This is a genomic window from Bradyrhizobium sp. WBOS07 (genome assembly GCF_024585165.1).
Taxonomy (GTDB): Bacteria; Pseudomonadota; Alphaproteobacteria; order Rhizobiales; family Xanthobacteraceae; genus Bradyrhizobium; species Bradyrhizobium japonicum_B.
Genome location: NZ_CP029008.1, coordinates 819,504 through 844,363 on the forward strand (window position 1 = coordinate 819,504; position 24,860 = coordinate 844,363).

The 24,860-nt window shown below is 65.1% G+C and carries 22 protein-coding genes and 1 pseudogene; 14 read left to right on the forward strand and 9 right to left on the reverse strand.

Annotated features, from left to right (window positions below; all coding sequences use genetic code 11):
- Positions 1-168: 168 nt before the first annotated feature.
- Both DCM79_RS31765 and DCM79_RS03915 read left to right on the forward strand, forming a co-directional pair.
- Positions 169-297, forward strand: a pseudogene (locus DCM79_RS31765) (MarR family transcriptional regulator); the annotation flags it as partial.
- Between the two features lie 168 nt (positions 298-465).
- Positions 466-876, forward strand: a complete 411-nt coding sequence (locus tag DCM79_RS03915; RefSeq protein ID WP_257178727.1) for a response regulator — start codon at positions 466-468, stop codon at positions 874-876.
- Here the strand turns inward: DCM79_RS03915 and DCM79_RS03920 are convergent.
- Positions 827-2,314 carry a sensor histidine kinase gene (locus DCM79_RS03920; RefSeq protein ID WP_274069720.1) on the reverse strand — a complete coding sequence of 496 codons (1,488 nt, stop codon included), beginning with the start codon at positions 2,312-2,314 and terminating at the stop codon, positions 827-829. The two genes, DCM79_RS03915 and DCM79_RS03920, sit on opposite strands and share 50 nt — an antisense overlap.
- Before the next feature lie 309 nt (positions 2,315-2,623).
- Positions 2,624-5,464, reverse strand: a complete 2,841-nt coding sequence (secA, locus tag DCM79_RS03930) for a preprotein translocase subunit SecA (RefSeq protein ID WP_257178728.1) — start codon at positions 5,462-5,464, stop codon at positions 2,624-2,626.
- Positions 5,465-5,819: 355 nt separating this feature from the next.
- Here secA and DCM79_RS03935 point away from each other — a divergent pair, with 355 nt between their 5' ends.
- Positions 5,820-6,746, forward strand: coding sequence for a peptidylprolyl isomerase (locus DCM79_RS03935; protein ID WP_028139043.1), 927 nt, complete (start codon positions 5,820-5,822; stop codon positions 6,744-6,746).
- A gap of 101 nt (positions 6,747-6,847) precedes the next feature.
- Positions 6,848-8,107, forward strand: coding sequence for a bifunctional glutamate N-acetyltransferase/amino-acid acetyltransferase ArgJ (argJ, locus tag DCM79_RS03940; protein WP_257178729.1), 1,260 nt, complete (start codon positions 6,848-6,850; stop codon positions 8,105-8,107).
- A gap of 27 nt (positions 8,108-8,134) precedes the next feature.
- On the opposite strand, the gene DCM79_RS03945 is transcribed toward argJ, so the two are convergent.
- Positions 8,135-9,487 carry a TadE/TadG family type IV pilus assembly protein gene (locus tag DCM79_RS03945; RefSeq protein ID WP_257178730.1) on the reverse strand — a complete coding sequence of 451 codons (1,353 nt, stop codon included), beginning with the start codon at positions 9,485-9,487 and terminating at the stop codon, positions 8,135-8,137.
- 132 nt (positions 9,488-9,619) lie between these two features.
- Between DCM79_RS03945 and DCM79_RS03950 the strand changes: the two genes are divergently transcribed.
- Positions 9,620-10,030 (forward strand): (deoxy)nucleoside triphosphate pyrophosphohydrolase, encoded by a 411-nt coding sequence (locus DCM79_RS03950; protein WP_257178731.1) that lies wholly within the window; start codon positions 9,620-9,622, stop codon positions 10,028-10,030.
- A gap of 110 nt (positions 10,031-10,140) precedes the next feature.
- On the opposite strand, the gene DCM79_RS03955 is transcribed toward DCM79_RS03950, so the two are convergent.
- The gene (locus DCM79_RS03955) at positions 10,141-11,010 is read right to left on the reverse strand and encodes a class I SAM-dependent methyltransferase (protein WP_257180687.1); all 870 of its coding nucleotides are present in this window, start codon (positions 11,008-11,010) and stop codon (positions 10,141-10,143) included.
- 199 nt (positions 11,011-11,209) lie between these two features.
- Here DCM79_RS03955 and DCM79_RS03960 point away from each other — a divergent pair, with 199 nt between their 5' ends.
- The 4 genes from DCM79_RS03960 to DCM79_RS03975 are packed head-to-tail and all read left to right on the forward strand — an operon-like array spanning position 11,210 to position 13,684.
- Positions 11,210-12,007 (forward strand): ComF family protein, encoded by a 798-nt coding sequence (locus DCM79_RS03960; protein ID WP_257178732.1) that lies wholly within the window; start codon positions 11,210-11,212, stop codon positions 12,005-12,007.
- A gap of 47 nt (positions 12,008-12,054) precedes the next feature.
- Positions 12,055-12,330 (forward strand): glutaredoxin 3, encoded by a 276-nt coding sequence (gene grxC, locus DCM79_RS03965; protein ID WP_028139049.1) that lies wholly within the window; start codon positions 12,055-12,057, stop codon positions 12,328-12,330.
- Positions 12,327-13,205, forward strand: a complete 879-nt coding sequence (locus DCM79_RS03970; RefSeq protein WP_257178733.1) for a carbon-nitrogen hydrolase family protein — start codon at positions 12,327-12,329, stop codon at positions 13,203-13,205. The genes grxC and DCM79_RS03970 overlap by 4 nt, the downstream gene beginning before the upstream one ends.
- Positions 13,202-13,684, forward strand: a complete 483-nt coding sequence (locus tag DCM79_RS03975; RefSeq protein WP_257178734.1) for a DUF1178 family protein — start codon at positions 13,202-13,204, stop codon at positions 13,682-13,684. Before DCM79_RS03970 ends, DCM79_RS03975 begins: the two co-directional genes overlap by 4 nt.
- Here DCM79_RS03975 and DCM79_RS03980 read toward each other — a convergent pair.
- From DCM79_RS03980 to DCM79_RS03990, 3 genes are all read right to left on the reverse strand, one after another.
- Complete coding sequence (locus tag DCM79_RS03980; RefSeq protein ID WP_257178735.1) at positions 13,681-14,580, reverse strand: EamA family transporter; 900 nt, start codon at positions 14,578-14,580, stop codon at positions 13,681-13,683. The genes DCM79_RS03975 and DCM79_RS03980 overlap by 4 nt on opposite strands.
- A 129-nt stretch (positions 14,581-14,709) precedes the next feature.
- Complete coding sequence (ubiG, locus tag DCM79_RS03985; RefSeq protein WP_257178736.1) at positions 14,710-15,477, reverse strand: bifunctional 2-polyprenyl-6-hydroxyphenol methylase/3-demethylubiquinol 3-O-methyltransferase UbiG; 768 nt, start codon at positions 15,475-15,477, stop codon at positions 14,710-14,712.
- Positions 15,478-15,491: 14 nt separating this feature from the next.
- Positions 15,492-15,959, reverse strand: coding sequence for a PH domain-containing protein (locus DCM79_RS03990; RefSeq protein WP_257178737.1), 468 nt, complete (start codon positions 15,957-15,959; stop codon positions 15,492-15,494).
- Between the two features lie 149 nt (positions 15,960-16,108).
- Between DCM79_RS03990 and DCM79_RS03995 the strand changes: the two genes are divergently transcribed.
- The 3 genes from DCM79_RS03995 to prfA all read left to right on the forward strand — a co-directional run bounded on the left by DCM79_RS03995 (position 16,109) and on the right by prfA (position 21,044).
- Positions 16,109-17,365 carry an aspartate kinase gene (locus DCM79_RS03995; protein ID WP_257178738.1) on the forward strand — a complete coding sequence of 419 codons (1,257 nt, stop codon included), beginning with the start codon at positions 16,109-16,111 and terminating at the stop codon, positions 17,363-17,365.
- A gap of 268 nt (positions 17,366-17,633) precedes the next feature.
- Positions 17,634-19,901: a phosphoenolpyruvate--protein phosphotransferase gene (gene ptsP, locus DCM79_RS04000; RefSeq protein WP_257178739.1), complete on the forward strand. Its 2,268-nt coding sequence runs from the start codon at positions 17,634-17,636 to the stop codon at positions 19,899-19,901.
- A gap of 57 nt (positions 19,902-19,958) precedes the next feature.
- Positions 19,959-21,044 (forward strand): peptide chain release factor 1, encoded by a 1,086-nt coding sequence (prfA, locus tag DCM79_RS04005; RefSeq protein ID WP_257178740.1) that lies wholly within the window; start codon positions 19,959-19,961, stop codon positions 21,042-21,044.
- Positions 21,045-21,095: 51 nt separating this feature from the next.
- On the opposite strand, the gene DCM79_RS04010 is transcribed toward prfA, so the two are convergent.
- Together DCM79_RS04010 and DCM79_RS04015 are read right to left on the reverse strand one after the other, a co-directional pair.
- On the reverse strand, positions 21,096-21,566 hold the full coding sequence (locus DCM79_RS04010; RefSeq protein WP_257178741.1) for a MarR family winged helix-turn-helix transcriptional regulator: 471 nt from the start codon (positions 21,564-21,566) through the stop codon (positions 21,096-21,098).
- Between the two features lie 117 nt (positions 21,567-21,683).
- Complete coding sequence (locus tag DCM79_RS04015; RefSeq protein WP_257178743.1) at positions 21,684-22,082, reverse strand: hypothetical protein; 399 nt, start codon at positions 22,080-22,082, stop codon at positions 21,684-21,686.
- A 456-nt stretch (positions 22,083-22,538) separates the two neighbouring features.
- On the opposite strand from DCM79_RS04015, the gene DCM79_RS04020 reads away from it, so the two are divergent.
- Positions 22,539-23,873 (forward strand): substrate-binding protein, encoded by a 1,335-nt coding sequence (locus tag DCM79_RS04020; RefSeq protein WP_257178744.1) that lies wholly within the window; start codon positions 22,539-22,541, stop codon positions 23,871-23,873.
- Between the two features lie 100 nt (positions 23,874-23,973).
- On the forward strand, positions 23,974-24,849 hold the full coding sequence (locus DCM79_RS04025) for a branched-chain amino acid ABC transporter permease (RefSeq protein WP_257178745.1): 876 nt from the start codon (positions 23,974-23,976) through the stop codon (positions 24,847-24,849).
- Positions 24,850-24,860 lie beyond the last annotated feature (11 nt).

Here is a 24,860-nt window from a genome sequence, read left to right on the forward strand (position 1 = left end):
CGAGACACGATCCCGCGCTTTGCCCGAACGCCCTTCAGCTGCGCGCGATGCTGGGCTTCACGCCTTGCTCAACCGCGCATTCGACGATGGCCGTGCCGAGCGTTCATGTCGCACCGAAGTGTCTTGTCGTTGGAATGTCGGTTCGGCATTCCTCGGCAGCGTGTCAGCGAGGCGCTGTGCAAGAAGCTCACCTCGCTCGCGGTGGACTAGGAGGAGCACATCCTGGAGAGCTACGGCGACAAGTCGACCAGCGAGCTCAAGCGGTTGCGGGAGAGTTTGATCGACAGCTCGAATTGAATCTTCGGAGAGAGAGCTGCGCGTGTGTTGCGGAACTTGACAGCGCCGAGACTCGGGAACAAAAAGCGGAACTTGACGTTGTTCTCGGCTCATACGGCCGTGGAGAGCGCGTCCGCCGAGCCGCTCCTGATTGTTCAACCCAGCACGACGTAGCAGATGCCCCCTTCCGTGTTGATTGTCGAAGACGAGATTTTCGTCGCCAGCGACATCGCTCGCATTCTGGAAGACGCAGGCTATCGCGTCGCGGGGATCGCGACGGACCGCAAGGAGGCCTTGGAGGCAGGTCCGCAGGCGCAAATTGCGCTGGTAGATGTCAACCTACGGGACGGCTCGACTGGACCGCAGATCGCGCTGGACCTTGCGCGGAACTATGGCACCAAGATCGTGTACGTCACGGCAAATCCTGCGCAGATCGAGCCGAGGGCGGGCACTGCAATCGGCTTCATCCGCAAGCCCTTTAGTGATGAGGCGATCCTGACGGCGGTCCAGCACGCAGCGGGCGTGCCGGAAGCGCTGCGCTCTCCGGACGTCACGTTCTTTGCGGCTGCGGGCGGCTCATCGACGTCTTCGGAATCATAGCCACGGCCCGGAGCCCTTCCGGTCTCCAATCGTAGGCGATTTTCCCACCGAGCTGACTGGACATACTCAAGGCGATCAGCCTGGAGCCGAAGCCTTCAGCCGCCGGCGCCGACCTGATTTGCGGACCGCCAATTTCCGTCCACGCAACGACGACATCATCATCGGCTTCGCTGACGTCAACGGAGACGCGCCCTGCTAGCGTCGAGAATGCGCCGTACTTGGCGGCGTTGGTTGCAAGTTCGTGGAAGGACAGAGCGAGCGGGGTGGCGGAGCGATCGTCGATCGTGACATCATCGCCCGTGATGAGCACCCGCTTGGCCTCCGACTGATAGGCCGACAAGAGTTGCTCCAGAAGACCCTTCAGCGTTGCCTGGGTCGAAGTAGGCCGCGAGCGGGCGCTGTGCGGACGCACGAAATCATGCGCCTTCGCAAGCGACATGATGCGTGACCGCAATTCGTCCGCAAGTCCCTTGAGCTCCGGATGCGTACGGGTCGACAGGCCGATCAAACCATTGATCACCGAGAAGATGTTCTTGATGCGATGGCTCAGCTCCTGGCTGATCATCTCGCGCTGATCCATCAGCAGCTTCTGCTCGTGGATGTCGGTGCAGGTTCCGAACCAACGGGTGATGTTGCCGTCGGCATCCCGCATCGGCAATGCGCGTCCGAGGGTCCAGCGATAATTGCCCTCGGCATTCCTCAAACGGTATTCGATTTCGTAGGGTTCGCCGGTCTGCAAAGCATGCCGCCACCGCTCCCAAGCTCTGTCTTGGTCCTCGGGATGAAACATGCCGTTCCAGCCCTCGCCGTCGGTCGAGCCCTCCGGCACGCCCGTAAACTCATACCATCGGGCATTGTAGTAATCGTGATGCCCGTCCGGCAGCGTCGACCACACCATCTGGGGCATGGTGTCGGCCAGTACACGAAACTTCCGCTCGGTTTCAGAAAGCGCCTGCTTCGCAACCGCCTCGCTGGCCTGCTGCCTCTTCGTGGTCTTGCGATGACCCATCGCACCCACAACCTGGCCGGCCATGACACGCAGGCCCTGCTCCTGCAACGGAGTCAGACCAAGCCTTGGCGCGCGATCGATGACGCAGAGCGAGCCGAGCGGAAAGCCGTCATCCGTCAGCAGCGGCGCACCGGCGTAAAAGCGGATGAAAGGATCGCCCGTGACCAAGGGATTGTCCGCGAACCTTGGGTCCACGGCAGCATCGGGCACGACCATCAGATCCGACCCCAGCATGGCGTGCGCGCAGAAAGAAGATTCCCGCGGCGTCTCGGATACGTGAAGGCCGTGCTTGACCACGAAGCGCTGCATCGTGTCCCCGACCACGCTGATCAGACAGATCGGCGCCTCGCACAGCGCCGCAGTGAAGCGGGTCAATTCACCGAAGCTCGCTTCATCGGCAAGACCTTCGAGGTCAAGCGCCTCGATCATCTCATTTCGGGATAGCGGAAAATCGTCTAAGGAACTCATGAACGGCCTTAACCCCGGCTCCGGCGCAGCCATCGTCGAGCAATACAGCTCGTCATGCGGCCGCCTCCCCACGTTAAGCCGTCCCGACTTGCATTCCGATCGTCACACGGTCAGGCACCGGCGGACAACATTGTCCCGCCTTGAGGGCGAGCGCACACCCACAAGGTGATGACATCATAACAACAAATGTTAATCGGAGTTCCGGCCGTGCCCAGAGCACCGACCGGGCCACGATTGAAACGCCAAGGCGAGCCGGCCGACTGTCCCCGGCTACGCATACCGTCCGTGGCAGTGCTTGTACTTCTTCCCCGAGCCGCACGGGCAATCCTCGTTGCGGCCGACCTTGCCCCAGCTGGCGGGGTTCTTGGGATCGCGCAGCGCGGCGTCGGAGGCCTGCGCTCCGAGCGTGACGCTCGCGAGCGCCATCTCGTCCTCACCGGTGTTGGGATCGAACTTGTGCGCCTCCATCGGCGGCAGGACGGGGGCTTCCTGCTCCGGCGGGACGATCTCGACCCGCATCAACTGCGCCGTGACCGCCTCGCGCAAGTGAGCGCTCATCTCCTGGAAGAGATTGAAGGCCTCGGTCTTGTACTCCTGCAAGGGATCGCGCTGGCCGTAACCGCGCAGGCCGATGACCTGGCGCAGATGGTCGAGCATGATCAGATGCTCGCGCCAGAGATGGTCGAGGGTCTGGAGCAAAATGGTCTTCTCGACGTAACGCATCACGTCGGGGCCCCATTGCGCGACCTTGGCCGCCATGTGCTCGTCGGCCCTGGTCTCGATGCGGGAGAGCAGCTCCTCGTCGGCGATGCCCTCTTCCTTGGCCCATTCGTCGACCGGCAGGTCGAGATCGAGCACGCGCTTCAACTCGTCCTTCAGGCCCGCGACGTCCCACTGCTCGGCATAGGCATGCTCGGGCACGTGCTTGGCGACGAGATCGTCGATGAAGGCGTGGCGCATGTCGGCGACGGTTTCGGCGACGCTCTCGTCCTTCATCAGCTCGACGCGCTGGTCGAAGATCACCTTGCGCTGGTCGTTCTGGACGTTGTCGAACTTGAGCAGGTTCTTGCGGATGTCGAAGTTGCGCGCCTCGACCTTCTGCTGCGCCTTCTCGAGCGCCTTGTTGATCCAGGGATGGATGATGGCCTCGCCCTCTTGCAGGCCGAGACGCTGCAGCATGCTGTCGAGACGGTCCGAGCCGAAGATGCGCATCAGGTCGTCTTCCAGCGACAGGAAGAACTTGGAGCGGCCGGGGTCGCCCTGACGGCCGGAGCGGCCGCGCAGCTGGTTGTCGATGCGGCGGGATTCGTGACGCTCGGAGCCGATGATGTAGAGCCCGCCCGGCTTCTTCACGGTCTTGGCCGGCTTGGATCCCTTCGCCGGCTCGATCTCGACGGTCTCCTCGGCCTTCAGCACGATATTGCGGAAGGTCTCGATGTCGGCCTTGATCTGCTCGATCTTGCTGGCCTTCTCGGCTTCGTCGGTGATCCCGGCGGTCTCCTGCTGGATGCGCATCTCCAGGGAGCCGCCGAGCTTGATGTCGGTACCGCGGCCGGCCATGTTGGTGGCGATCGTGATCGCGCCGGGCACGCCGGCTTCGGCGACGATATAGGCTTCCTGCTCGTGGAAGCGCGCGTTCAGCACCGCGAACAGCTTCGCCGGCTTGCCGGCGCGGGCCGCCGCATAGAGCTTGTCGAGGGCGTGCTCCTTGCCGAAGTCGATCTGCTTGTAGCCGTTCTTCCTGAGGAACTCGGCGAGCACTTCCGACTTCTCGATCGAGGCCGTGCCGACCAGCACCGGCTGCAGCCGCGAATTGGCGCGCTCGATCTCGGCGAGGATCGCCTGGTATTTTTCCTGCTGGGTGCGGTAGACCTCGTCGTCCTCGTCGAGACGGGCAACCGACAGATTGGTCGGGATCTCCACGACCTCGAGCTTGTAGATGTCGAACAGCTCGTCCGCTTCGGTCGCGGCCGTGCCGGTCATGCCGGCCAGCTTCTCGTACATGCGGAAATAGTTCTGGAAGGTGATCGAGGCCAGCGTCTGGTTCTCGGGCTGGACCTGGACGTGCTCCTTGGCCTCCAGCGCCTGGTGCAGGCCTTCCGAATAGCGGCGGCCCGGCATCATGCGTCCGGTGAACTCGTCGATGATGACGACCTCGTCGTCGCGGACGATGTAGTCCTTGTCGCGGGTGAACAGCGTGTGGGCACGCAGCGCCTGGTTGATGTGGTGCACGACGGAGACGTTCTCGACGTCGTAGAGCGACTCGCCCTTGAGCTGGCCGGCATCGCGCAGCAGCGTCTCGATCTTCTCCATGCCGCCTTCGGTCAGCGTCACCGTGCGCTGCTTCTCGTCGACGTCGTAATCGGACTTGTCGAGCTTGGGCAGGAACGAATCGATGGTGTTGTAGAAATCCGAGCGGTCGTCGAGCGGGCCGGAGATGATCAGCGGCGTGCGCGCCTCGTCGATCAGGATGGAGTCGACCTCGTCGACGATGGCGAAGAAGTGCGGGCGCTGGACCATGTCCTCGAGCCGGTACTTCATGTTGTCGCGAAGATAGTCGAAGCCGTATTCGTTGTTGGTGCCGTAGGTGATGTCGCAGGCATAGGCCGCCTTGCGCTCGGCATCGTCGAGGCCGTGCACGATCACGCCGGTGGTCATGCCGAGGAAGCCGTAGATCTGGCCCATCCAGCCGGAGTCGCGGCGGGCGAGATAGTCGTTGACGGTGACGACGTGGACGCCCTTGCCGGCGAGCGCGTTGAGGTAGACCGCAAGGGTGGCCACCAGCGTCTTGCCTTCGCCGGTCTTCATCTCGGCGATGTCGCCCTCGTGCAGCACCATGCCGCCGATCAGCTGGACGTCGAAATGGCGCTGGCCGAGGGTACGCTTGGCGGCCTCGCGCACGGTGGCGAAGGCGGGCACCAGGAGATCGTCCAGCGTCTTGCCCTCGGCAAGCTGCTTCTTGAACTCGGCGGTGCGGGCCTTGAGCGCCTCGTCGGAAAGTTTGGAAACCTCGGGTTCCAGCGCGTTGATCGCGTTGACGCGGGACTGATATCCCTTCACCCGCCGGTCGTTGGCGGAGCCGAAAAACTTGCGGGCGAGCGCGCCGATCATGCCTAGTTCCTGTGTTCGCGATTTAACCGCGTTGGGCCCGAGAAAGTTGTCACCCGCCTGCCTATCAACTCACCGTGACGCCTGATGGCACCGTCGGCCCGGACTGCGGGGTCGTCCGCCATATGGGTGGGAATTGGGCAAGCCTGGGTTCAACGGCCAAAAACGCAGCAAAATAAACGCCATCGCCATGGTCGCGACCGGGCAGAGATATGGCCCGGTCGGGGCCTTGTCAACGGCGGGCGCATTGCGGCTAATTCATCATTTTGACAGACTTTTCGCGTTGCCAAGCCCCCCTGAATTGGGCGAGTGTCCGCCCCGCTTCGAGCAGCCCCCTGCTTCAACATAAGGATTTTCCATGACCAGCTCGTTCCCGGTAACCACCGGCCAGCGTTTCCGCCTTGCGACCGCCCTGGCTGGCAGCCTTGCCCTGGCGCTGTCGCTGGCGTTTGCGGGCCCGCTCCGGGCCGCCGACGATCCGGTGCTGGCGAAGGTCAATGGCGCGGAAATCAGGAAGAGCGACGTCGCCATGGCCGAGGAGGAGCTAGGGCCGAGCCTCGCCCAGATGGACCCCGCGACGAAGGACGAGAACGTCCTGTCGTTCCTGATCGACATGAAGATCGTCAGCAAGGCTGCCGAGGACAAGAAGGTCGCCGACAGCGAGGAGTTCAAGAAGCGCCTGGCATTCGCCCGTAACCGGCTCTTGATGGACAGCCTGCTCGCCAATGAGGGCAAGGCCGCCACCACCCCCGACGCCATGAAGAAGGTCTACGAGGAGGCCTCCAAGCAGATCACCGGCGAGCAGGAGGTGCGCGCCCGCCACATCCTGGTCGAGACCGAGGACGAGGCCAAGGCGGTCAAGGCCGAGCTCGACAAGGGCGCCGATTTCGCCGAGCTGGCCAAGAAGAAGTCCAAGGATCCGGGCTCGGCCGATGGCGGCGACCTCGGCTTCTTCACCAAGGAGCAGATGGTGCCGGAATTCTCCACCGTCGCCTTCGCGCTGGAGCCGGGCAAGGTCTCCGACCCCGTGAAGTCGCAGTTCGGCTGGCACATCATCAAGGTCGAGGAAAAGCGCAACCGCAAGGCGCCGGACTTCGAGCAGGTCAAGGCGCAGATCGAGCAATATGTGACCCGCAAGGCCCAGGCCGAGTATGTCGCCAAGCTGCGCACCGAAGCCAAGGTCGAGCGGCTGGACCAGCCGGCGGCAGGCGCCAAGTCCGATGCCAAACCGGCCGACCCGGCCAAGCCGTCCGACAGCAAGATGGCGCCGCCAGCGAAGAAGTAAGAATTCGCTGTCACTTCGCGGACGCCGATAGTATCTAACGTCGCAATGGCCGGGGATCCCCCGGCCATCTGCATGTCCAGACCCCACCAAGGCGCTCCGCGATGTCCTCCTCCGTTTCCCCGCTCGCCCCGAAGACCGTCCCCGATATGCCCGTGATCGCGGGCGTCCGCCTGGCGACCGCCGAGGCCGGCATCCGTTACAAGAACCGCACCGACGTGCTGCTGGCGGTGATGGACAAGGGCACCGCGGTCGCCGGCGTCTTCACCAAATCGAAATGCCCCTCCGCGCCGGTGGAATGGTGCCGCGCCAAGCTGAAGGGTGGCGGATCTTCTAAAAAAGGATTGGCGCGCGCCCTCGTCGTCAATTCCGGCAATGCCAACGCCTTCACCGGCAAGACCGGCCGCGCCTCCACCGCGCTGACCGCGAAGATCGCCGCCAAGGCGGTCGGGTGCAGCGAGGGCGAGATCTTCCTGGCCTCGACCGGCGTGATCGGCGAGCCGCTGGATGCGACCAAGTTCGACGGCGTGCTCGGCCGGCTGGCCGAGACCGCGGAGCCCGGCGACTATCTCGCCGCGGCCAAGGCGATCATGACCACCGACACCTTCCCGAAAGTCGCGACCGCGACCGTCAAGCTCGGCAAGGCCAAGGTCACCATCAACGGCATGGCCAAGGGCGCCGGCATGATCGCTCCCGACATGGCGACGATGCTGTCCTTCATCTTCACCGACGCGCCGATCGCGCCGGCGGCGTTGCAGGCGCTGCTCAAGGCCGGTGTCGAGGACACCTTCAACGCGGTGACGATCGACGGCGACACTTCGACCTCGGACACGCTGCTGGCCTTCGCCACCGGCGCTGCCGCCGCGCACGGCGCACCAAAGATCAGCCGCGCCAGCGATCCGCGCCTGAAAGCCTTCGTCAAGGCCTTCAACCAGGTGCTCGCCAACCTCGCCGAGCAGGTCGCCCGCGACGGCGAGGGCGCGCGCAAGCTGGTCGAGATCATTGTCGAGGGCGCCAAGACCAAGGCCTCGGCGCGCAGGATCGCGATGTCGATCGCCAACTCGCCGCTGGTGAAGACCGCGATCGCCGGCGAGGACGCCAATTGGGGCCGCGTGGTGATGGCGGTGGGCAAGGCCGGCGAGCCGGCCGATCGCGACAAGCTCTCGATCTCGTTCAACGGCATCCGCGTCGCCAAGAGCGGCGCGCGCGATCCCTCTTATGACGAGGCGCAAGTGTCGGAGGCGATGAAGGCGCCGGAGATCGAAATTCTGGTTTCGCTCGGCCTCGGCAAGGGCCGCGACCGCGTGCTGACTTGCGACCTCACCAAGGAATATGTGGCGATCAACGGGGACTACAGGTCGTAGGCTCCGCGGCTGACCCGCAAAACCGCATCACCCCGAGATCCGGGCATCCGCGACCGCTTTCTTGAACAGCGCGTTCATCGCGTCCGAGATGCCCTGGGTCGGGCTCACCTCGAAAAACAGCCCTGGCGAAGCGCAGCTCTGCATGTTCTGCGCGATCTCGCTGTTCGGCGACGGGCCATAGGGGCCGGCATTGAACGGATCGATCCATTTCATGTACCAGCTGTTGGTGGGCAGCGCGAGATAGGTCGTGTAGAGCACGGCCACCTTGACGCCCCGGTCCTTCATCGTCTTGCAGAGCGAGGCGTTGATCGGCGATTGGCACCGCGACGAGCCCGAAAGCGGCTTCAGGCAACCCGTATTGCTTTCGTCGGCGACACCGTCGGAGACGAAAAAAAGATACTTCAGGGGCGCGTTGGATTTGCCGCTTCCGGGATTGGGAATTTCCTTGTCGATCGCCGGCAGGATGGTGCTGAACGGTGTGTCCTGGTCCTTGGTATAGGTGTCGTTGTTACCGTAGACGCCCATCAGGTCGATGTTGCCGGCCGCCGTCTTCGCGCTCGACAGATTCGAAGATAACGGGAAGAGCGCACGCAAGCCGATCGTCTTGGACGCCGCGCCGAAATCGTAGATCGCCATGCGGAACTGGTTCGGATAGGTCTGGCTCGCGGCAGCCGTGTCCATTAGCGATTGCGTCGCGCTGCGCAGCACGTCGATTCGCGTGGTGACGCCAATGCTCTTGGCCAGATTGTAGTAATTGTTGGAATCATTGTAGTCGTGGCAGGCGAAGGCACACTGGTCATCGGGCTTGAAGCTGTTGCCGGTGGTCGCGTTGACCAGCTTGGTCACGTCGGCCGGCGTCGCCGCCACGCCCATCGACGGCGAATTGTCGAGCAAGAGGTAGAAATCGACATAGAGCGGCATGCTCGCCGTCGCGGTCGACGAACCGGTGACGCTCAACGCGGACTTGCCGATCACGCCGAGGAACATGGTGTTGATGGTGCCTTTGAACGTGACGGACGAGGTGACCGTCGAGCCGTTCTTGACCACTTTCGGCGTGACGCTGTCGAGCGTATAGCCGGTCAGATTGGCGACGTTGGCATTGAAGATGTTCCTCGCGTCGGTGACGCCCGCCGGGATCGCACCGTCCGAGTTCATCGTGCCCGCCGCCTTGAAGGCCGGCGATGCCTTGGCGACCGCGCCGACGCTGGCGGCGTCGGCAGCGGCCTGAAGCTTGGCCTGCATCTGCGTGGCGCGGGAATAATCGACCGCACAGCCAACCGCCGTGATCAGGGGGACGCAGGCGAGTGCGAAGATCACCGCGATGTTGCCGCGCCGATCGCGTTGGAATCGGCGGAGGGTGGTGCGAAGCACAGCGCGCATAAAATGGGCCCGGATTGGTTTAAATATGTTCCCACTCTAGGAACCGTTGATTAAATATGACTTATGGGAGTCAGTCCCCTCAAAGGGATTAACGAATCCTTGCGAACGACCTCAGCGAGCGACAATCCAGGCATGGCCGATCTCGAACTGACCTTGGTGGTGGCCTGCGCCCTCGTGGATGCCGACAAGCGCGTCCTGATCGCGCAGCGCCCCGCGGGCAAGGCGCTGGCCGGCCTCTGGGAATTTCCCGGCGGCAAGTGTGAGCCGGGCGAGCGGCCGGAGCAGAGCCTGATCCGCGAGCTCTCCGAGGAGCTCGGCATCATTGTCGCCGAGCCGTGCCTCGCGCCGCTGACCTTCGCGAGCTACGCCTATGAGAGCTTCCACCTGCTGATGCCGCTCTACATCTGCCGGCGCTGGGAAGGGATCGTGACGGCCCGCGAGGGCCAGGCCCTGGCCTGGGTCCGCGCCAACAAGCTGCGCGATTACCCGATGCCGCCGGCGGACATTCCGCTGATCCCGCATTTGATCGATTTATTGATGTGACGGCGCGCCCCGGACGCAGCGCGAAGCGCTGCAGAGCCGGGGCCCAGAAGCCGCAGACTGGATCCCGGCTCTGCGCAGCAGCGTAAGAACGCTGCAGCGTCCGGGACACGTCACTCTTTCCCCGCCTTCTTCACCGCGTCCGCCAGGCTCGCCTTCGCCGATCCCGGCTTCAGCGGCTGCTGCTGGCTCGCATGCGGGGCCCAGCCGGAGAGCCAGATGATGTCGAACGTCGCCCGGATGCGGCCGTCGGCATCGGCAAAGCGCTCGGCATAGATTTCGGCCATCCGCAGCAACGTCGCGCGCCGCGACGGCGAGCGCCGCCGCTCTATGAGCACGTTGGCCGCGCCCATGCGGCGGAGATCCTGCATCAGGGCGAACGCATTGGCGTAACGCACCACGACGCGATCGACGTCGGTGACCGGCAGCGCAAAGCCCGCCCGCTGCAACAGCGCGCCGATATCGCGCAGATCGGCGAACGGCGCCACGCGCGGCGACACGCCGCCCTCGCATTCGGCCTCGGCGGCGGCAAACGCCTGCCGCAACTCGGTGAGGCTGTCGCCGCCGATCATGGCGGCGAGCAGCAGCCCGTCCGGCTTCAGCGCGCGGCGGACCTGCGCGAGCACGCCCGGCAGGTCGTTGACGAATTGCAGCGCCAGCGCCGAGACGACGAGATCGAGGCTTTCCGGAGAGATCGGCAGCTTCTCCGCGCCGGCTGCGTCGAGCGCGATGTGCCGGAGCGAGGGCAGGCGCGCGTGCAAATCCGCAAGCCCCTCACCGGGCGTCCAGAGATCGGCCGGCGCGTGAAATTCCCGCATCACCGCAGCCAGCCGGTCCGACATGTCCTCCGCTACGCGATCGAGCAGGAAGCTCACGGGCCCCTGCGCCTGCGCACGCCGCTGCCGCGCATGCAGCAGGGCGCGATCGAACAATGCGGGCGGGATTTGCGGGGTCGGCGCCATGCCGCTGGTTACGCCGATCATGCTGGACATTGCAATCTCCTCTCTCGTGTCCCGGACGCGCTGCAGCGTGCAACGCTGCTGCGCAGAGCCGGGACCCATGGATCTGTGCGCGCGGCTCTCTGGGCCCCGGCTCTGCAGCGCATCGCCGGAGGCGCTGCGCTGCGTCCGGGGCACGAGACCATGACTTGAGCAATCCGGGGGGCAACGCTAGCCTCCCGGCATGGAAGCCGACGCCGCCCCGACCCGCTCCATCGCCGCGCCCGTTCGTGCCGCGTGGGCGGCCGGCCGTCACGTGCTGTCGCGGGCAGCTCGGCTCGCGCTCGACATCGCGCTGCCGACGCTATGCGTGTCCTGCCGCGAGCCGGTCGACGGCGAGGGCGTCTGCGCCTCGTGCTGGGCGCGGCTGTCGTTCATCGAGCGGCCCTATTGCCCGCGGCTCGGCATTCCCTTCGTCTATGATCCCGGCCCCGACATGCTGTCGATGGAGGCGATCGCGAGCCCGCCGGCCTACCAGCGCGCCCGCGCAGCGGTGCGCTATGACGACGTCGCGCGCACGCTGGTACATGCGCTGAAATACCAGGACCGCACCGATCTGGCGCCCGCCATGGGGCGCTGGATGGCGCGGGCGGGTGGCGAGCTGCTGGCCGGCGCCGACATGCTGGTGCCGGTGCCCCTGCACTGGCGGCGGGCCTGGCGCCGCCGCTACAACCAGTCCGGGGCGCTGGCGCGCATCATCGCGCGGCAGAGCGGGGTGAAGGTGCAGGGCGAGGTGCTGCGCCGGGTGCGCGCGACCGAGCAGCAGATCGGCCTGTCGCGGGCCCAGCGCGCCACCAATGTGCAGGGCGCATTCCAGGTATCTTCCGACCGTCAGGCTGAGGTCCAGGGCCGCCGCATTGTCCTGATCGACGATGTCCTGACATCGGGCGCAACGCTGGATGCCTGCGCGCGGGCCCTGCTGCGAGCCAAGGCCGCCCAGGTCGACGTGCTGGTCTTCGCCCGGGTTGTGGAGGTCAGGTAAAGTCCCATATAATTCAATGAATTCATGACATGAGAGCGCCAGACGAGATGAACGCTGCTGTCGAGATCTACACCAGGCCGGGCTGCGGCTATTGTTCCGCCGCCAAGTCGCTGCTGACCCGCAAGAAGGCGGCCTTCACCGAATTCGACGTCGCCAAGAACCCCTCCTGGCGGGCCGAGATGTATGACCGCGCCGGCCAGGGCTCGACCTTCCCGCAGATCTGGATCGGCGGCACCCATGTCGGCGGCTGCGACGACCTCTATGCACTCGACCGCGAAGGCAAGCTCGACGGCATGCTCGAAGGCGTGAAGGCCAGCTCATGAGCGAGAACCGCACGTTCACCGCCGCGATGGTGCAGATGCGCACCGGCCTGATGCCGGGGCCGAGCCTCGAACAGGCCACCAGGCTGATCCGGCAGGCGGCAGCCAACGGCGCCGATTACGTGCAGACGCCCGAGGTCAGCAACATGATGCAGCTGAACCGCAAGGCGCTGTTCGAACATTTGCAGAGCGAGGAAGACGACACCTCGCTGAAGGCCTACCGGGCGCTCGCCAAGGAGCTGAAGATCCATCTTCATGTCGGCTCGCTGGCACTGCGCTTCTCAGCCGAAAAGGCGGTCAACCGCTCCTTCCTGATCGGGCCCGAGGGCAATGTGCTCGCGAGCTACGACAAGATCCACATGTTCGACATCGAGCTGCCGGACGGGGAGAGCTACCGCGAATCCGCCAATTACCAGCCGGGCGAGACCGCGGTGATCTCCGACCTGCCCTGGGGCCGGGTGGGCCTCACGATCTGCTACGACGTGCGCTTCCCCGCGCTTTATCGCGCGCTGGCCGAGAGTGGCGCCTATTTCATCACCGTGCCCTCGGCTTTCACCCGCAAGACCGGCGAAGCGCATTGGCATATCTTGCTGCGTGCGCGCGCGATCGAGACCGGCTGCTTCATCTTCGCGGCCGCCCAGGCCGGGCTGCACGAGAACAAGCGCGAGACCTACGGCCATTCGCTGATCATCGATCCCTGGGGCGAGATCCTCGCCGAGGGCGACGTCGAGCCCGGCATCATCATGGCCAAGATCGATCCGGCCAAGGTCGAGACCGCGCGCCGCGCGATTCCCTCGCTCCAGCATGGCCGCCGTTTCGGCGTGTCCGACCCCAAGGCGGGGCCGGACCATCTGCACCTCGTGCGGGGATCGGCATGATCCGCTACGCGCTCCGCTGCGACCGGGACCATGACTTCGAGAGCTGGTTCCAGAGCTCGGCGGCCTATGACCAGCAGGTCAAGCGCAAGCTCGTGACCTGCCCGATCTGCGGCTCGGCCAAGGTCGAGAAGGCGATCATGGCCCCGCGCATCGTCGGCAAGAAGGGCCGCGGGCGGGCGACGCCGCCGCCGGAAGCAATTGCTGCTCCCGCGCCCGAAGCCGCGCCGTCAGGTCCGACCTCGCTGCTGATGGCGCAGGAGAAAGAGCTGCGCGCCAAGCTGAAGGAGCTGCGCGATCACATCGTCAAGAACGCCGACAATGTCGGCGAGCGCTTCGCCAACGAAGCCCGCGCGATGCATTACGGCGACAAGGAGCACCGCCCGATCTACGGCGAGGCCTCGCCGGAAGAGGCGAAATCGCTGATCGACGAGGGCATCGAGGTCTCGCCGCTGCCGGCGCTGCCGGAAGACAGGAACTAAGCTCCCACCAGCACCGCCACGCCGATCACGATCAGCGCGATGCCCGCAAGCTCGCGCGGCGCGATCGGCTGCTTGAACGAATAATACGCCACGGCTTGCGCGAACAGCACCTCGATCAGAGCAAGCGTGCGGACATTGGCGGCGGCCGTCAGCGCGAACGCCAGGAACCAGAATTGCGAGGCGAAGGCGCCCGTGAAGCCCGCCAGCATCGAGGGCCGCCATAAATTGAGGATTCCCCGCAGCACGTCCGGCGCGCGCCAGAGCAGGTAGATCGTCAGGATCAGCGTCTGCACGAACAGGCCGAGCACCAGCGTGACCGACGCCGCGGTCACGAAGGAGACGCCGGGCACATTGATGATGGCGCCGCGAAACCCGACCGCCGAGAGCGCGAAGGCCGCCGCCGCCACCAGGCCGGTGATGGTCGGCTTCAATTCCGCAAAGCCCTTCTCGCCGCCCGGCCGCAGCGCCGTGATGACGACACCGATGGTCGCGATCACGATCGCCAGCACCTTCAGCCAGGTCAGGTGATCGCCGAGGAAGACGAAGCCGAAGATCGCGGTCTGGATCGCCTCGGTCTTGAGGTAGGCCGTCGTCACCACGAAGGAGCGGTCGTTCATCGCGAGCAGCATCAGACCGGTGGCGACGATCTGGCTCAGCGCCCCCAGCAGCAGCCACGGCCAGAATACAGTCGGCGGCATGCCGAGATGGTCGCCGGTCGCAACCAGAACCACGCCCAGAAACAGCACCGAGAACGGAAACCCGAACAGGAAGCGGATATTGGTCGCGCCCCAGGTCCCCAGCGGCTTCGTCAGCGATCGCTGCATCGCATTGCGCGCGACCTGCCCGAGCGCAGCAATGATGGTGAAGGGAATCCAGAGGCTGGCGACGGTGAGCATGGGGGCACTAGCGGGAAATGACTGCGGCCAACCTGCAAGCTGAGGCTCCCGCGGTCAACCACATGGGCGTCATGGGTGCGATGCTCTGGCCACAAATTCAGTGTCGGCCCTGCGAACGCAGGAGCGCCGTCACACCATCGCTTCGGCGACCACCATGTAGTTGACGTCCATGTCCGACGAGAGCGACCATTTGTCGGCGAAGGGCGAGTAGACGACGCCGGTTTGCTCGGTGATGACGAGACGGTTGTCGAGCAGATATTTCGTCAGCTCGTCCGGGGTGACGAACTTGTTCCATTCGTGGGTGCCGCGCGGCAGCCAGCGCAGGACGTATTCGGCGCCGACGATGGCGAGTGCGAAGCTCTTCCAGTTGCGGTTCAGCGTCGAGACAACCATGAGGCCGTTCGGCTTCAGCATCGCCGCGCAGCGCTTCAGGAAGACGCCGACGTCGACGACGTGCTCGACCACTTCCATCGCCAGCACGATGTCGAAGCGTTCGCGCGGGTCGATCTCCTCGACCGTGGTGCAGCGGTAGTCGATGGCAAGATGGCTCTTGTCGGCATGCAGCTTCGCCGCGGCGATGTTGCTCTGGGAGGGATCGACGCCGATGACCTGCGCGCCGAGGCGCGACAGCGGCTCGCACAACAGGCCGGCGCCGCAGCCGATGTCGAGCACGCGCAGGCCGGCGAGGCAGTTGAGGCTGCGCACATTGCGCTCGAACTTGCGGCAGGCGGCATCGCGGATATAGCCGAGCCGCAGCGGGTTGATCCGGTGCAGCGGCGCCATCTTGCCATTGGGGTCCCACCACTCCGCCGAGAGTTTCGAGAATTTGGCGATCTCGGCGGCGTCGACGGTCGAGCCCGGCTGGGCGGAGACGGAAGTATTTTGCTGCATGCTCATGGTTGCGCGCGGTCCTACCGCGTGGTGATCGAACTACGGAAGGCGAGCGGCGAGGCGATGGTCCTGATCGTCTCGATGCCCTCGCCGACGCCGCGAATCGTCACGTCGCCGTAGTTGAGAATACGTCCAAGAATGGTCTGGTCGACGTCGACGCTCTCGACCTTGTCCAGCGCCATTTCGAAGGTGCGGCGCTTGATGAAGCCGGTCTTGTGCACGACTCGGAGATTGGTGACGTCGGTCTCGGTGGTGAAGCGATGGAACCAGCCCTTCACCGTCCAGTACAGGGCGGCCAGCGCCACCAGGCCGGACGCGACGAGACAGAGCAGGATGAGCCCCTCGACAATGGTTTGCCGGGACAACACGAACAGCGCCAGGGCCACGACCCAGGCCAGAATGGCCGGAAGATAGAAGATCCAGTGCGCATTGGTCGAATACAGCACCCGCTCGCCCGGCTGCAGGATCTCGTCGATATAGCGCGCCATGACCTCGATTAACCCATTGCCCGGATTGGCCGGAGCAGGAACCCGCTTGCCCCCGGCCCCGCCCCTCTGTATACGCGCGGTCGGTGTCCGCCAGGCCCGTCCAGTGCGGGCCACCATACTGATCCTTATGAAGGAATGCACGCGTCGTCATGAGCCGCCTCGTGATGAAATTCGGCGGCACATCCGTCGCCAACATCGAACGTATCCGCAACGTCGCACGCCATGTGAAGCGTGAGGTCGACGCCGGCCACGAGGTGGCCGTGGTCGTCTCGGCGATGTCCGGCAAGACCAACGAACTGGTGGCCTGGTGCACCGAGGCCTCGCCGATGCACGATGCGCGCGAATACGACGCCGTCGTCGCCTCGGGCGAGCAGGTCACCTCGGGCCTCCTTGCCATCGTGCTTCAGGGCATGGGCATCCAGGCCCGTTCCTGGCAGGGCTGGCAGATTCCGATCAAGACCAGCGACGCCCATGCCTCGGCCCGGATCGAGGACATCGACGGCAGCGAGATCATCAAGCGCTTCAAGGAACGCAAGGAGGTCGCGGTCATCGCCGGCTTCCAGGGCATCGAGCCCAAGACGGGTCGCATCACCACGCTCGGCCGCGGCGGCTCGGACACCTCGGCCGTGGCGGTCGCCGCCGCCGTCAAGGCCGACCGCTGCGACATCTACACCGACGTCGACGGCGTCTACACCACCGACCCGCGAATCGTGCCGAAGGCCAAGAGGCTCGACAAGATCGCGTTCGAAGACATGCTGGAACTGGCCTCGCAGGGCGCCAAGGTGCTCCAGGTCCGCTCGGTGGAACTCGGCATGGTCCACAACATGCCGATCTTCGTCCGCTCGAGCTTCGACAAGCCCGAGGATATCGACCCGCATGCCAACCAGCCGCCCGGCACGCTGATCTGCAGCGAGGAGGAGATCATGGAAAGCCACGTCGTCACCGGTATCGCCTTCTCCAAGGACGAGGCCCAGATCTCGGTGCGCCAGATCGAGGACAAGCCGGGCGTTGCCGCCTCGATCTTCGGCCCGCTGGCGGATGCCAACATCAACGTCGACATGATCGTGCAGAACGTGTCCGAGGACGGCAAGACCACCGACCTCACCTTCACGGTGCCGGCGGCAGATTATACCCGCGCCAAGGACACGATTACCGCCGCCAAGGGCAAGATCGGTTATGCGCGGCTCGATACCGCCACTGACGTCGCCAAGATCTCGGTGATCGGCAGCGGCATGCGCAGCCACGCCGGCGTCGCCGCCCAGGCGTTCTCGGCCCTCGCGGGGCGGAATATCAACATCCGGGCCATTACAACCTCCGAGATCAAGTTCTCGGTGTTGATCGACGCCGCCTATACCGAGCTGGCGGTGCGCACGCTGCACACGCTCTACGGTCTCGACCAAGCTTAGGCGAATTTTCTCTTAGCGGTCGCAGCAAACGCGGAGGTGTCCACACTTTCGCGTTTGGCAGGCGTTTTGCTTGGCAAAACAAGCCCCAATTCGCTATACGGCGAACAGGGTGGGCTGCCGGAAACTGTGCCCCAGTTCAGGCGGTGCTGATTCGGCTGAGGCAACCGCCTGAGCCGGCGCCGGACGAGCAAACTTGTTGTTTTTCTGGATACTGGGCGAGCAGCCGCGGCCCCTTTCGGCCCCGGCAGACGGAGGAGATTGACGGTTCATGCGGAGCGCGTCGGGAGGTCCCCGCGTCTTGTTGAGACGGCTCCGCGAAACCATGGCGGAGCAGGTCTCGGCCCAGGAGCGGCTGGACAAGATCGTGGTGCTGATCGCCGCCAACATGGTGGCCGAGGTGTGCTCGGTCTATGTGCTGCGCATCGACAACACGCTCGAGCTCTACGCCACCGAAGGCCTCAACCGCGAGGCGGTGCACCACACCGTGCTCAGCGCCCATGAGGGCCTGGTCGGCCTCGTCGCCAGCGAGGCGACGCCGCTCAATTTGAGCGACGCGCAGAGCCACCCGGCCTTCTCGTTCCGCCCCGAGACCGGCGAAGAGATCTACCATTCCTTCCTCGGCGTGCCGATCCTGCGGGCCGGCAACACGCTCGGCGTGCTGGTGGTGCAGAACCGCGCCAAGCGCAATTATGTCGAGGAAGAGCTCGAAGCGCTGCAGACCACCGCGATGGTGCTGGCGGAGCTGATCGCCTCCGGCGAGCTCTCCGCGCTGGCGCAGCCGGGCCAGGAGCCCGCAGCGCGCCATTCCGCGCAGAAGGTCGGCGCCATCCTGTCGGAAGGCATCGCGCTCGGCCATGTCGTGCTGCACGAGCCCCGCGTCGTCATCAAGGACTACATCGCCGAGGACCTGCCGAAGGAGATCAAGCGGCTCGACACCGCGCTCGCCAAGCTGCGCGCCGATCTCGACCGCATGCTGGAGCGCGGCGACGTCGCCGAGGGCGGCGAGCATCGCGAGGTACTGGAAGCCTACCGCATGTTCGCCAACGACCAGGGCTGGTCGCACAAGCTGCACGAGGCGGTCGCCACCGGCCTCACCGCGGAAGCCGCGGTCGAGCGCGTGCAGTCCGACACCCGCGCGCGCATGCTGCGCTCGACCGACCCTTACTTGCGCGACCGCCTGCATGATCTGGAAGATCTCGGCTACCGTCTGATGCGGCAGCTGGTCGGCCAGGACCACGCGCCCTCACGCGAGCAGCTGCCCGACAACGCCATCGTCATCGCGCGCGCGATGGGCCCGGCGGCGCTGCTCGACTACGACCGCAAGCGCCTGCGCGGCATCGTGCTGGAGGAAGGCACCGCCAATTCCCACGTCTCGATCGTGGCGCGCGCGCTCGGCATCCCCGCGGTCGGCGAAGTGCCGAACGCGCCCGGCATCGCCGATCCCGGCGACGCCATCATCGTCGACGGCACCTCCGGCTCGATCTATGTGCGTCCCTCGCAGGAGGTCGAAGCGGCCTTCGCCGAGCGCGTGCGCTTCCGCGCGCGCCGCCAGGCACAATATCTGGCGCTGCGCGACCGGCCCTGCGTCACCAAGGACGGCCAGAAGGTCGAGCTGATGATCAACGCGGGGCTCGCCATCGACCTGCCGCATATCGAGGACACCGGCAGCGCCGGCATCGGCCTGTTCCGCACCGAGCTGCAATTCATGGTGGGCCAGAGCCTGCCGCGCACCAGCGACCAGCTGGCGCTCTATCGCACCGTGCTGGATGCCGCCGGCAGCAAGCCCGTCACCTTCCGCACGCTCGACATCGGCGGCGACAAGGCGCTGCCCTACATGGAAGCGGTGATCGAGGAGAATCCCGCGCTCGGCTGGCGCGCGATAAGGCTCGGGCTCGACCGCCCCGGCCTGTTGCGCGGCCAGATCCGGGCGCTGCTGCGCGCTGGCGGCGGCCGCGCGCTGCGCATCATGTTTCCGATGATCTCGGAGGTCGCCGAATTCGACGCGGCCAAGGCGCTGGTCGAGCGCGAGCTCACTTACTTGCGCCAGCACGGCCACACGCTGCCTGAACGAATCGACATCGGCACCATGGTCGAGGTGCCCGCCCTGCTCTATCAGCTCGACGAGCTCTTGCGGAAAGTCGACTTCATCTCGGTCGGCTCCAACGATCTGTTCCAGTTCCTGTTCGCGGTCGATCGCGGCAATGCCAAGGTCTCCGAACGCTTCGACACCATGTCGGCGCCGATCCTGCGCGCGCTGCGCCAGATCGCGCACAAGTGCCATGCCGCAAAGAAGTCGCTCTCGCTCTGCGGCGAAATGGCGTCGAAGCCGATCGGCGCGCTGGCGCTGATTGCGCTCGGCTATCGCTCGCTGTCGCTGTCGGCAACCGCACTCGGCCCGGTCAAGGCCATGGTGCTCGATGTCGACGCCAAGAAGGCCGAAGCCATGCTCGGCCCGCTGCTTGACGCGCCGGCCGGCAGCGTCTCGATCCGGCAGAAGCTGACGGAATTTGCCGAGGCCGAAGGCCTGGCCTTGTAGCGGGCCTGTCGCCGCTTCCTGCCGCCTTGCCTCTTTCCGCCATTTGAGACCGAACCGATGTCGTCACTCCCCGAAGCCAAACTGGACGTCCTGCTTGCCCATCACGCCTCGCTCGAGGCCGAATCCTTGGGGCAGCTGGCTTCCGAGCGCTACGTGCAGATCACGCGCGAGCTCGCCGAGATCACGCCGCTGATCGAAGCGGTGAAGGCCTATCGTTCCGCCGTCAAGGAGCTCGCCGACACCGAGGCGCTGATCGCCGATCCCGCGACCGACGCCGAGATGCGGGCCATGGCGGAAGCCGAACGCGACGAGCTGGCGCCGAAGATCGAGGAGCTGGTCCAGAAGATCCGCGTGGCGCTGCTGCCCAAGGACGCCATGGACGATCGCAACGTGGTGCTGGAAATCCGCGCCGGCACCGGCGGCGACGAGGCCTCGCTGTTCGCCGGTGATCTGTTCCGCATGTACGAACGCTTCGCGGCCCTGCAGGGCTGGAAGGTCGAGGTGATCTCGGCCAGCGAAGGCACCGTCGGCGGCTACAAGGAAATCATCGCGGAGGTGCAGGGCCGCGGCGCCTTCTCCAAGCTGAAGTTCGAATCCGGCGTGCATCGCGTCCAGCGTGTTCCCGACACCGAGACGCAGGGGCGCATCCACACCTCCGCGGCGACGGTCGCCGTGCTGCCGGAGGTCGAGGACGTCGACGTCGACATCAAGAACGACGATCTGCGCATCGAGACCATGCGCGCGCAGGGCGCCGGCGGCCAGCACGTCAACAAGACCGAATCGGCGATCCGCATCACCCACATCCCGACCGGCATCGTGGTGATGATGCAGGACAGCCGCTCGCAGCACAAGAACCGCGCCTCCGCCATGAACATCCTGCGCTCGCGCATCTATGATGCCGAGCGGCAGCGCGTCGACGCCGCGCGCTCCGCCGAACGCAAGGAGAAGGTCGGCTCCGGCGACCGCTCCGAGCGCATCCGCACCTACAATTTTCCGCAAGGACGCGTCACCGACCACCGCATCAATCTGACGCTCTACAAGCTGCCGCAGGTGATCGCAGGCGAAGCGCTCGGCGAGTTGATCGACGCGCTGACCACCGAGCACCAGGCCGCGCAGCTCGCCGCACAAGGCGCGGCGGCGTGACGCCGCACGTCAGCGTCCTTAGTCCACGCGCCTTCGTCTGGCGCGCCTCTTTCAGCGCGATTTGGCCCGGAACGATCGCAGGATCTTGGCCAAGGCGGGCGCGGCGGCGCTCAGCTCGTCCAGGTGAATGCGCGAAAGCGATCGCAGCTTCTGCTCGCCTTTCGCCGTCAGTTTGACGAGAACGCGCCTCGCGTCCTCGGGATCGGCTTCCCGGCTAATCAGCTTGAGCTTCGCCATGCGATCCACCAGCTCCACTGCCGTATGGTGCCGGATCAGGAGGAAGCCGGCGAGGTCGCCGACGCTGGCGCCGTCGGGGCCGGCCAGTCCCTTGATCGCCAGCAGCGCCTGGTGCTGCTGCGGCGTCAAACCGGCGTTCTGGGCCGCGGCTTCGCTGAACGCGAGGAAGGTTCGCAACTGGTAGCGGAATTGCGCAAGCGCGGTGTAGTCGGCCTCGCGCATCGCGCCGCCCTTTGCGAGTGTCGCCCGCGCCGTCTGTCCAGTCTTTCGTTTCGATTCAGCCATCCTGCCTTCGACCTCAGCACGCCGGCGAAGCACGCTGCCGAGATTAGCAAGGAAGGATGGGCGGAACCAACCGACCGGCGCCGCGGATGCACAAATATCCGGGGCTGTTGCGGCCTCCTATTCGAGGTCGGACAACAGGCTCTTCACCAGGATGTCCTGAAATGCGAGCGGGATGCGCACGCTCTTCCGCCGGATCGAGCGCTGCAGCGCGCCGACGATCTCGGCGCTGGTCAGGCTGCGGGCCGACGCATTGGCGATCAGCTCGCCCCACATCTGCGCCAGCGAGCCGCCAGCCGGGATGACCGGGCTGATGGTCACGCCACACCCCTGCGCCCAGTCGACGATCTCCCGCATGGTGTGAGGACCGCAATTGCGAGCGGTCGCGAGCCGCTCGGCCGTCAGAGCGCGCAGCAATTTGCGAGAGGGCGACCAAGCCCCCTTCGGCGGCTGCTCGCCGGTGAGTTCGACCGCGAGCTCCTTCAGCACGTTCTGGGCACGCACGCTGAGCTTCTGCATCGGGCCCGGCTCGCGCTTCGAATGCACGACGCCAGCGACGAGCCCGTGCCGGCCGACGGGACGATTCCGAGGCTCCGCACTGTGGGAGGCATCGTCAAGTTGCGGTCCCACGTGATGATTGCTTTCCTCGGTTGCCTGTCGCTTCGCCGCTAGCGGCCATGCTTGTTGCTTCCGGGAACCCGCCACTGGTGTTTGCCGCGCCATTTTCCTCCGCCGAAACCGTCAGCCTCGTACTCACAAAGACTAATATATATCGTTCTCCGATATGTTTTCACGCGATAATTTCGATCGTTCGACCAAAGGCGAAATTGACAGAATGTCTCTACGAGCCCTGTCTACGCACAAGAGCTTACACGCGGACGTGACGTACCCGGCGCGGGCGGGCCTTCGCGGCCAGCTGCCGTCGGTTGCGTCGTGTTTAGCATGCCAACAAGAACGATATCGGAGGAAACCATCATGACTGACGATCTCATCCGCCGCGGCCTCTCGCGCCGCGGCCTGCTCCAGACCACGGCAGGCCTCATCGGCGGCTCCGTGCTGCCGGCGTTGCCGGCCTTTGCCGAGGACAAGCCGGCGATCGGCTCCTATCCCGTGGGCGTCTCGGGTTCCACCGCTTTCATCGGCATCTCGGTGCCGCGCACCGGCACCTATGCCGTGCAGGGGGAAGACGAGCTCAAGGGCTATCAACTCGCGATCGAGCACATCAACGAAGGTCACGAGCTGATCAAGAAGATCTCGCCGAAGACGACGAAGGGCGTGCTCGGCAAGGAGCTCAAGTTCGGCGTTGCGGATTCCGCAGCCAAGCCGAACGAGGCGGTGCAGGCTCAGCAGCGCTTCATCAGCGAGAACAAGGCAATCATGATCACCGGCGGCACCTCGAGCGCGGTCGCGGTCGCGCTCAACAAGCTGGCTCAGCGCGAGAAGGTGATTTTCGTGTGCGGCATCTCCGGCTCGAACGACACCACGGGCAAGGACTGCGTCCGCTACGGCTTCCGCCAGAACTTCTTCGGCCAAACCGCCGCGGCCGCGATCGGCCCCGTCATGGTTAAGGAATTCGGCAAGGGCAAGAAAGCTGCGTATCTCACGCCTGACTACACCTACGGCCACACCGTCACCAAGTCGATGCAGGACTTCCTCGCGACCGCCGGCTGGACCACCGTGACCAACCAAGTCGCGCCCCTCGGCGCGCCCGACTATTCCTCTTATCTTCTGAACGTCGCGAATTCCGGCGCCGACGTGCTGATCAACGTCAACTGGGGCCACGACGCGGTGCTGTCGACCAAGCAGGCGAAGCAGTTCGGCGTGCTCGACAAGATGAAGCTGGTGGTCCCGTATCAGGTGCCGTTCATCGCGCGCGAGACCGGCGGCCTGATGCAGGGCGTCTATGCCGCCACGGACTATTGGTGGACGCTCGAGAACAAGTTCCCGCTGGCCAAGATGTTCAACGAGGCGTTCGAGAAGAAGTACGGCTACAAGCCGGAATGGGGCGCGGAGAACGCCTATGTCAGCTTCGCGCACTGGGCTCGCATGTGCGAGCAGGCCGGCAGCTTCAACCCGCCCGACGTGATCAAGGCCTATGAGAAGGGCGAGACGATCCCCTCGCTCGTCGGCGACGTGCACTACCGCCCCGAAGACCACCAGTGCGTCCGCCCCGTGATCATCGTCAAGGGCAAGCAGCAAAAGGACATGAAGGGCAAGGAAGACTGGTACGACGTCGTCGAGATCGTGCCGGGTGAAGGCTTGATGCAGAAGCCGGACGCGTTCGGCTGCCATCTCGGCGACTATAGCTGAGCCCCGCCAGTGCCCCTGACGCCGTAGGCCGCTTCCGGCTCCTACGGCGTCGCCTTGTTTCTGGTACGCCGCGTAAGCGTGCCGCAACCGTGATCATTGCATGATTAGTTGGCCCAACCTCGTTTCGCAGCTCTTCAACGGGCTCGCGCTCGGAGCGCTGCTCGCGCTGATCAGCTCCGGCCTGACCATCATCTACGGCACCCTCGGCGTGCTCAACCTCGCGCATGGCGCTATGTTCATGATCGGCGGCTATGCCGGCTTGGTCGCCTACCAGTACACGGAATCGTTCATTATCGCCGTGATCGCCGGCTCGCTGTTCGTGATGCTGCTCGGCGTCGCAATGGAGCGCCTCATCATCCGCCATTTCTATCACCGGCCACACGAGGATCAGCTGCTCGTGACCTTCGGGCTCGGCATCTGCTTCGTCGAGCTGGTGCGCCTGATGTTCTCGAGCCAATCGCAGATTGTGCCGCCGCCGGCGCTGTTCCAGGGCATCACCAATCTCGGCTTCATGTTCTATCCCACCTACCGCCTCGCCGTGGTCGGCATCGTCGCGGTCGCGCTCGGAGCCCTGTTCCTGGTGCTCTACCGGACCCGACTCGGCATGATCGTGCGCGCCGGCATCGAAGATTCCGTGATGGTCGATTCGCTCGGCATCAACGTCTACCGCGTCTTCATGGTGGTGTTCGGCATCGGTGCGATGGCCGCCGGCTTTGCCGGCATCGTCAACGCTCCCGTGGTGTCGCTGACACCCGGCATCGGCGACGACATCCTGGTGCAGACCTTCGTGGTGGTGGTGATCGGCGGCGTCGGCTCCTTCCCCGGCGCGATCCTCGGCGGCCTGATCGCCGGCGAGATCATCAGCGTCACCTCCATGTTCAACCCCGGCTATGCCTATGTGATGCTGTTTGCGGTCATGACGCTCGTGCTCGTGGTGCGACCGCATGGCCTGCTCGGCGTCCAGGGCCGCGAATAAGCGATTCCAGA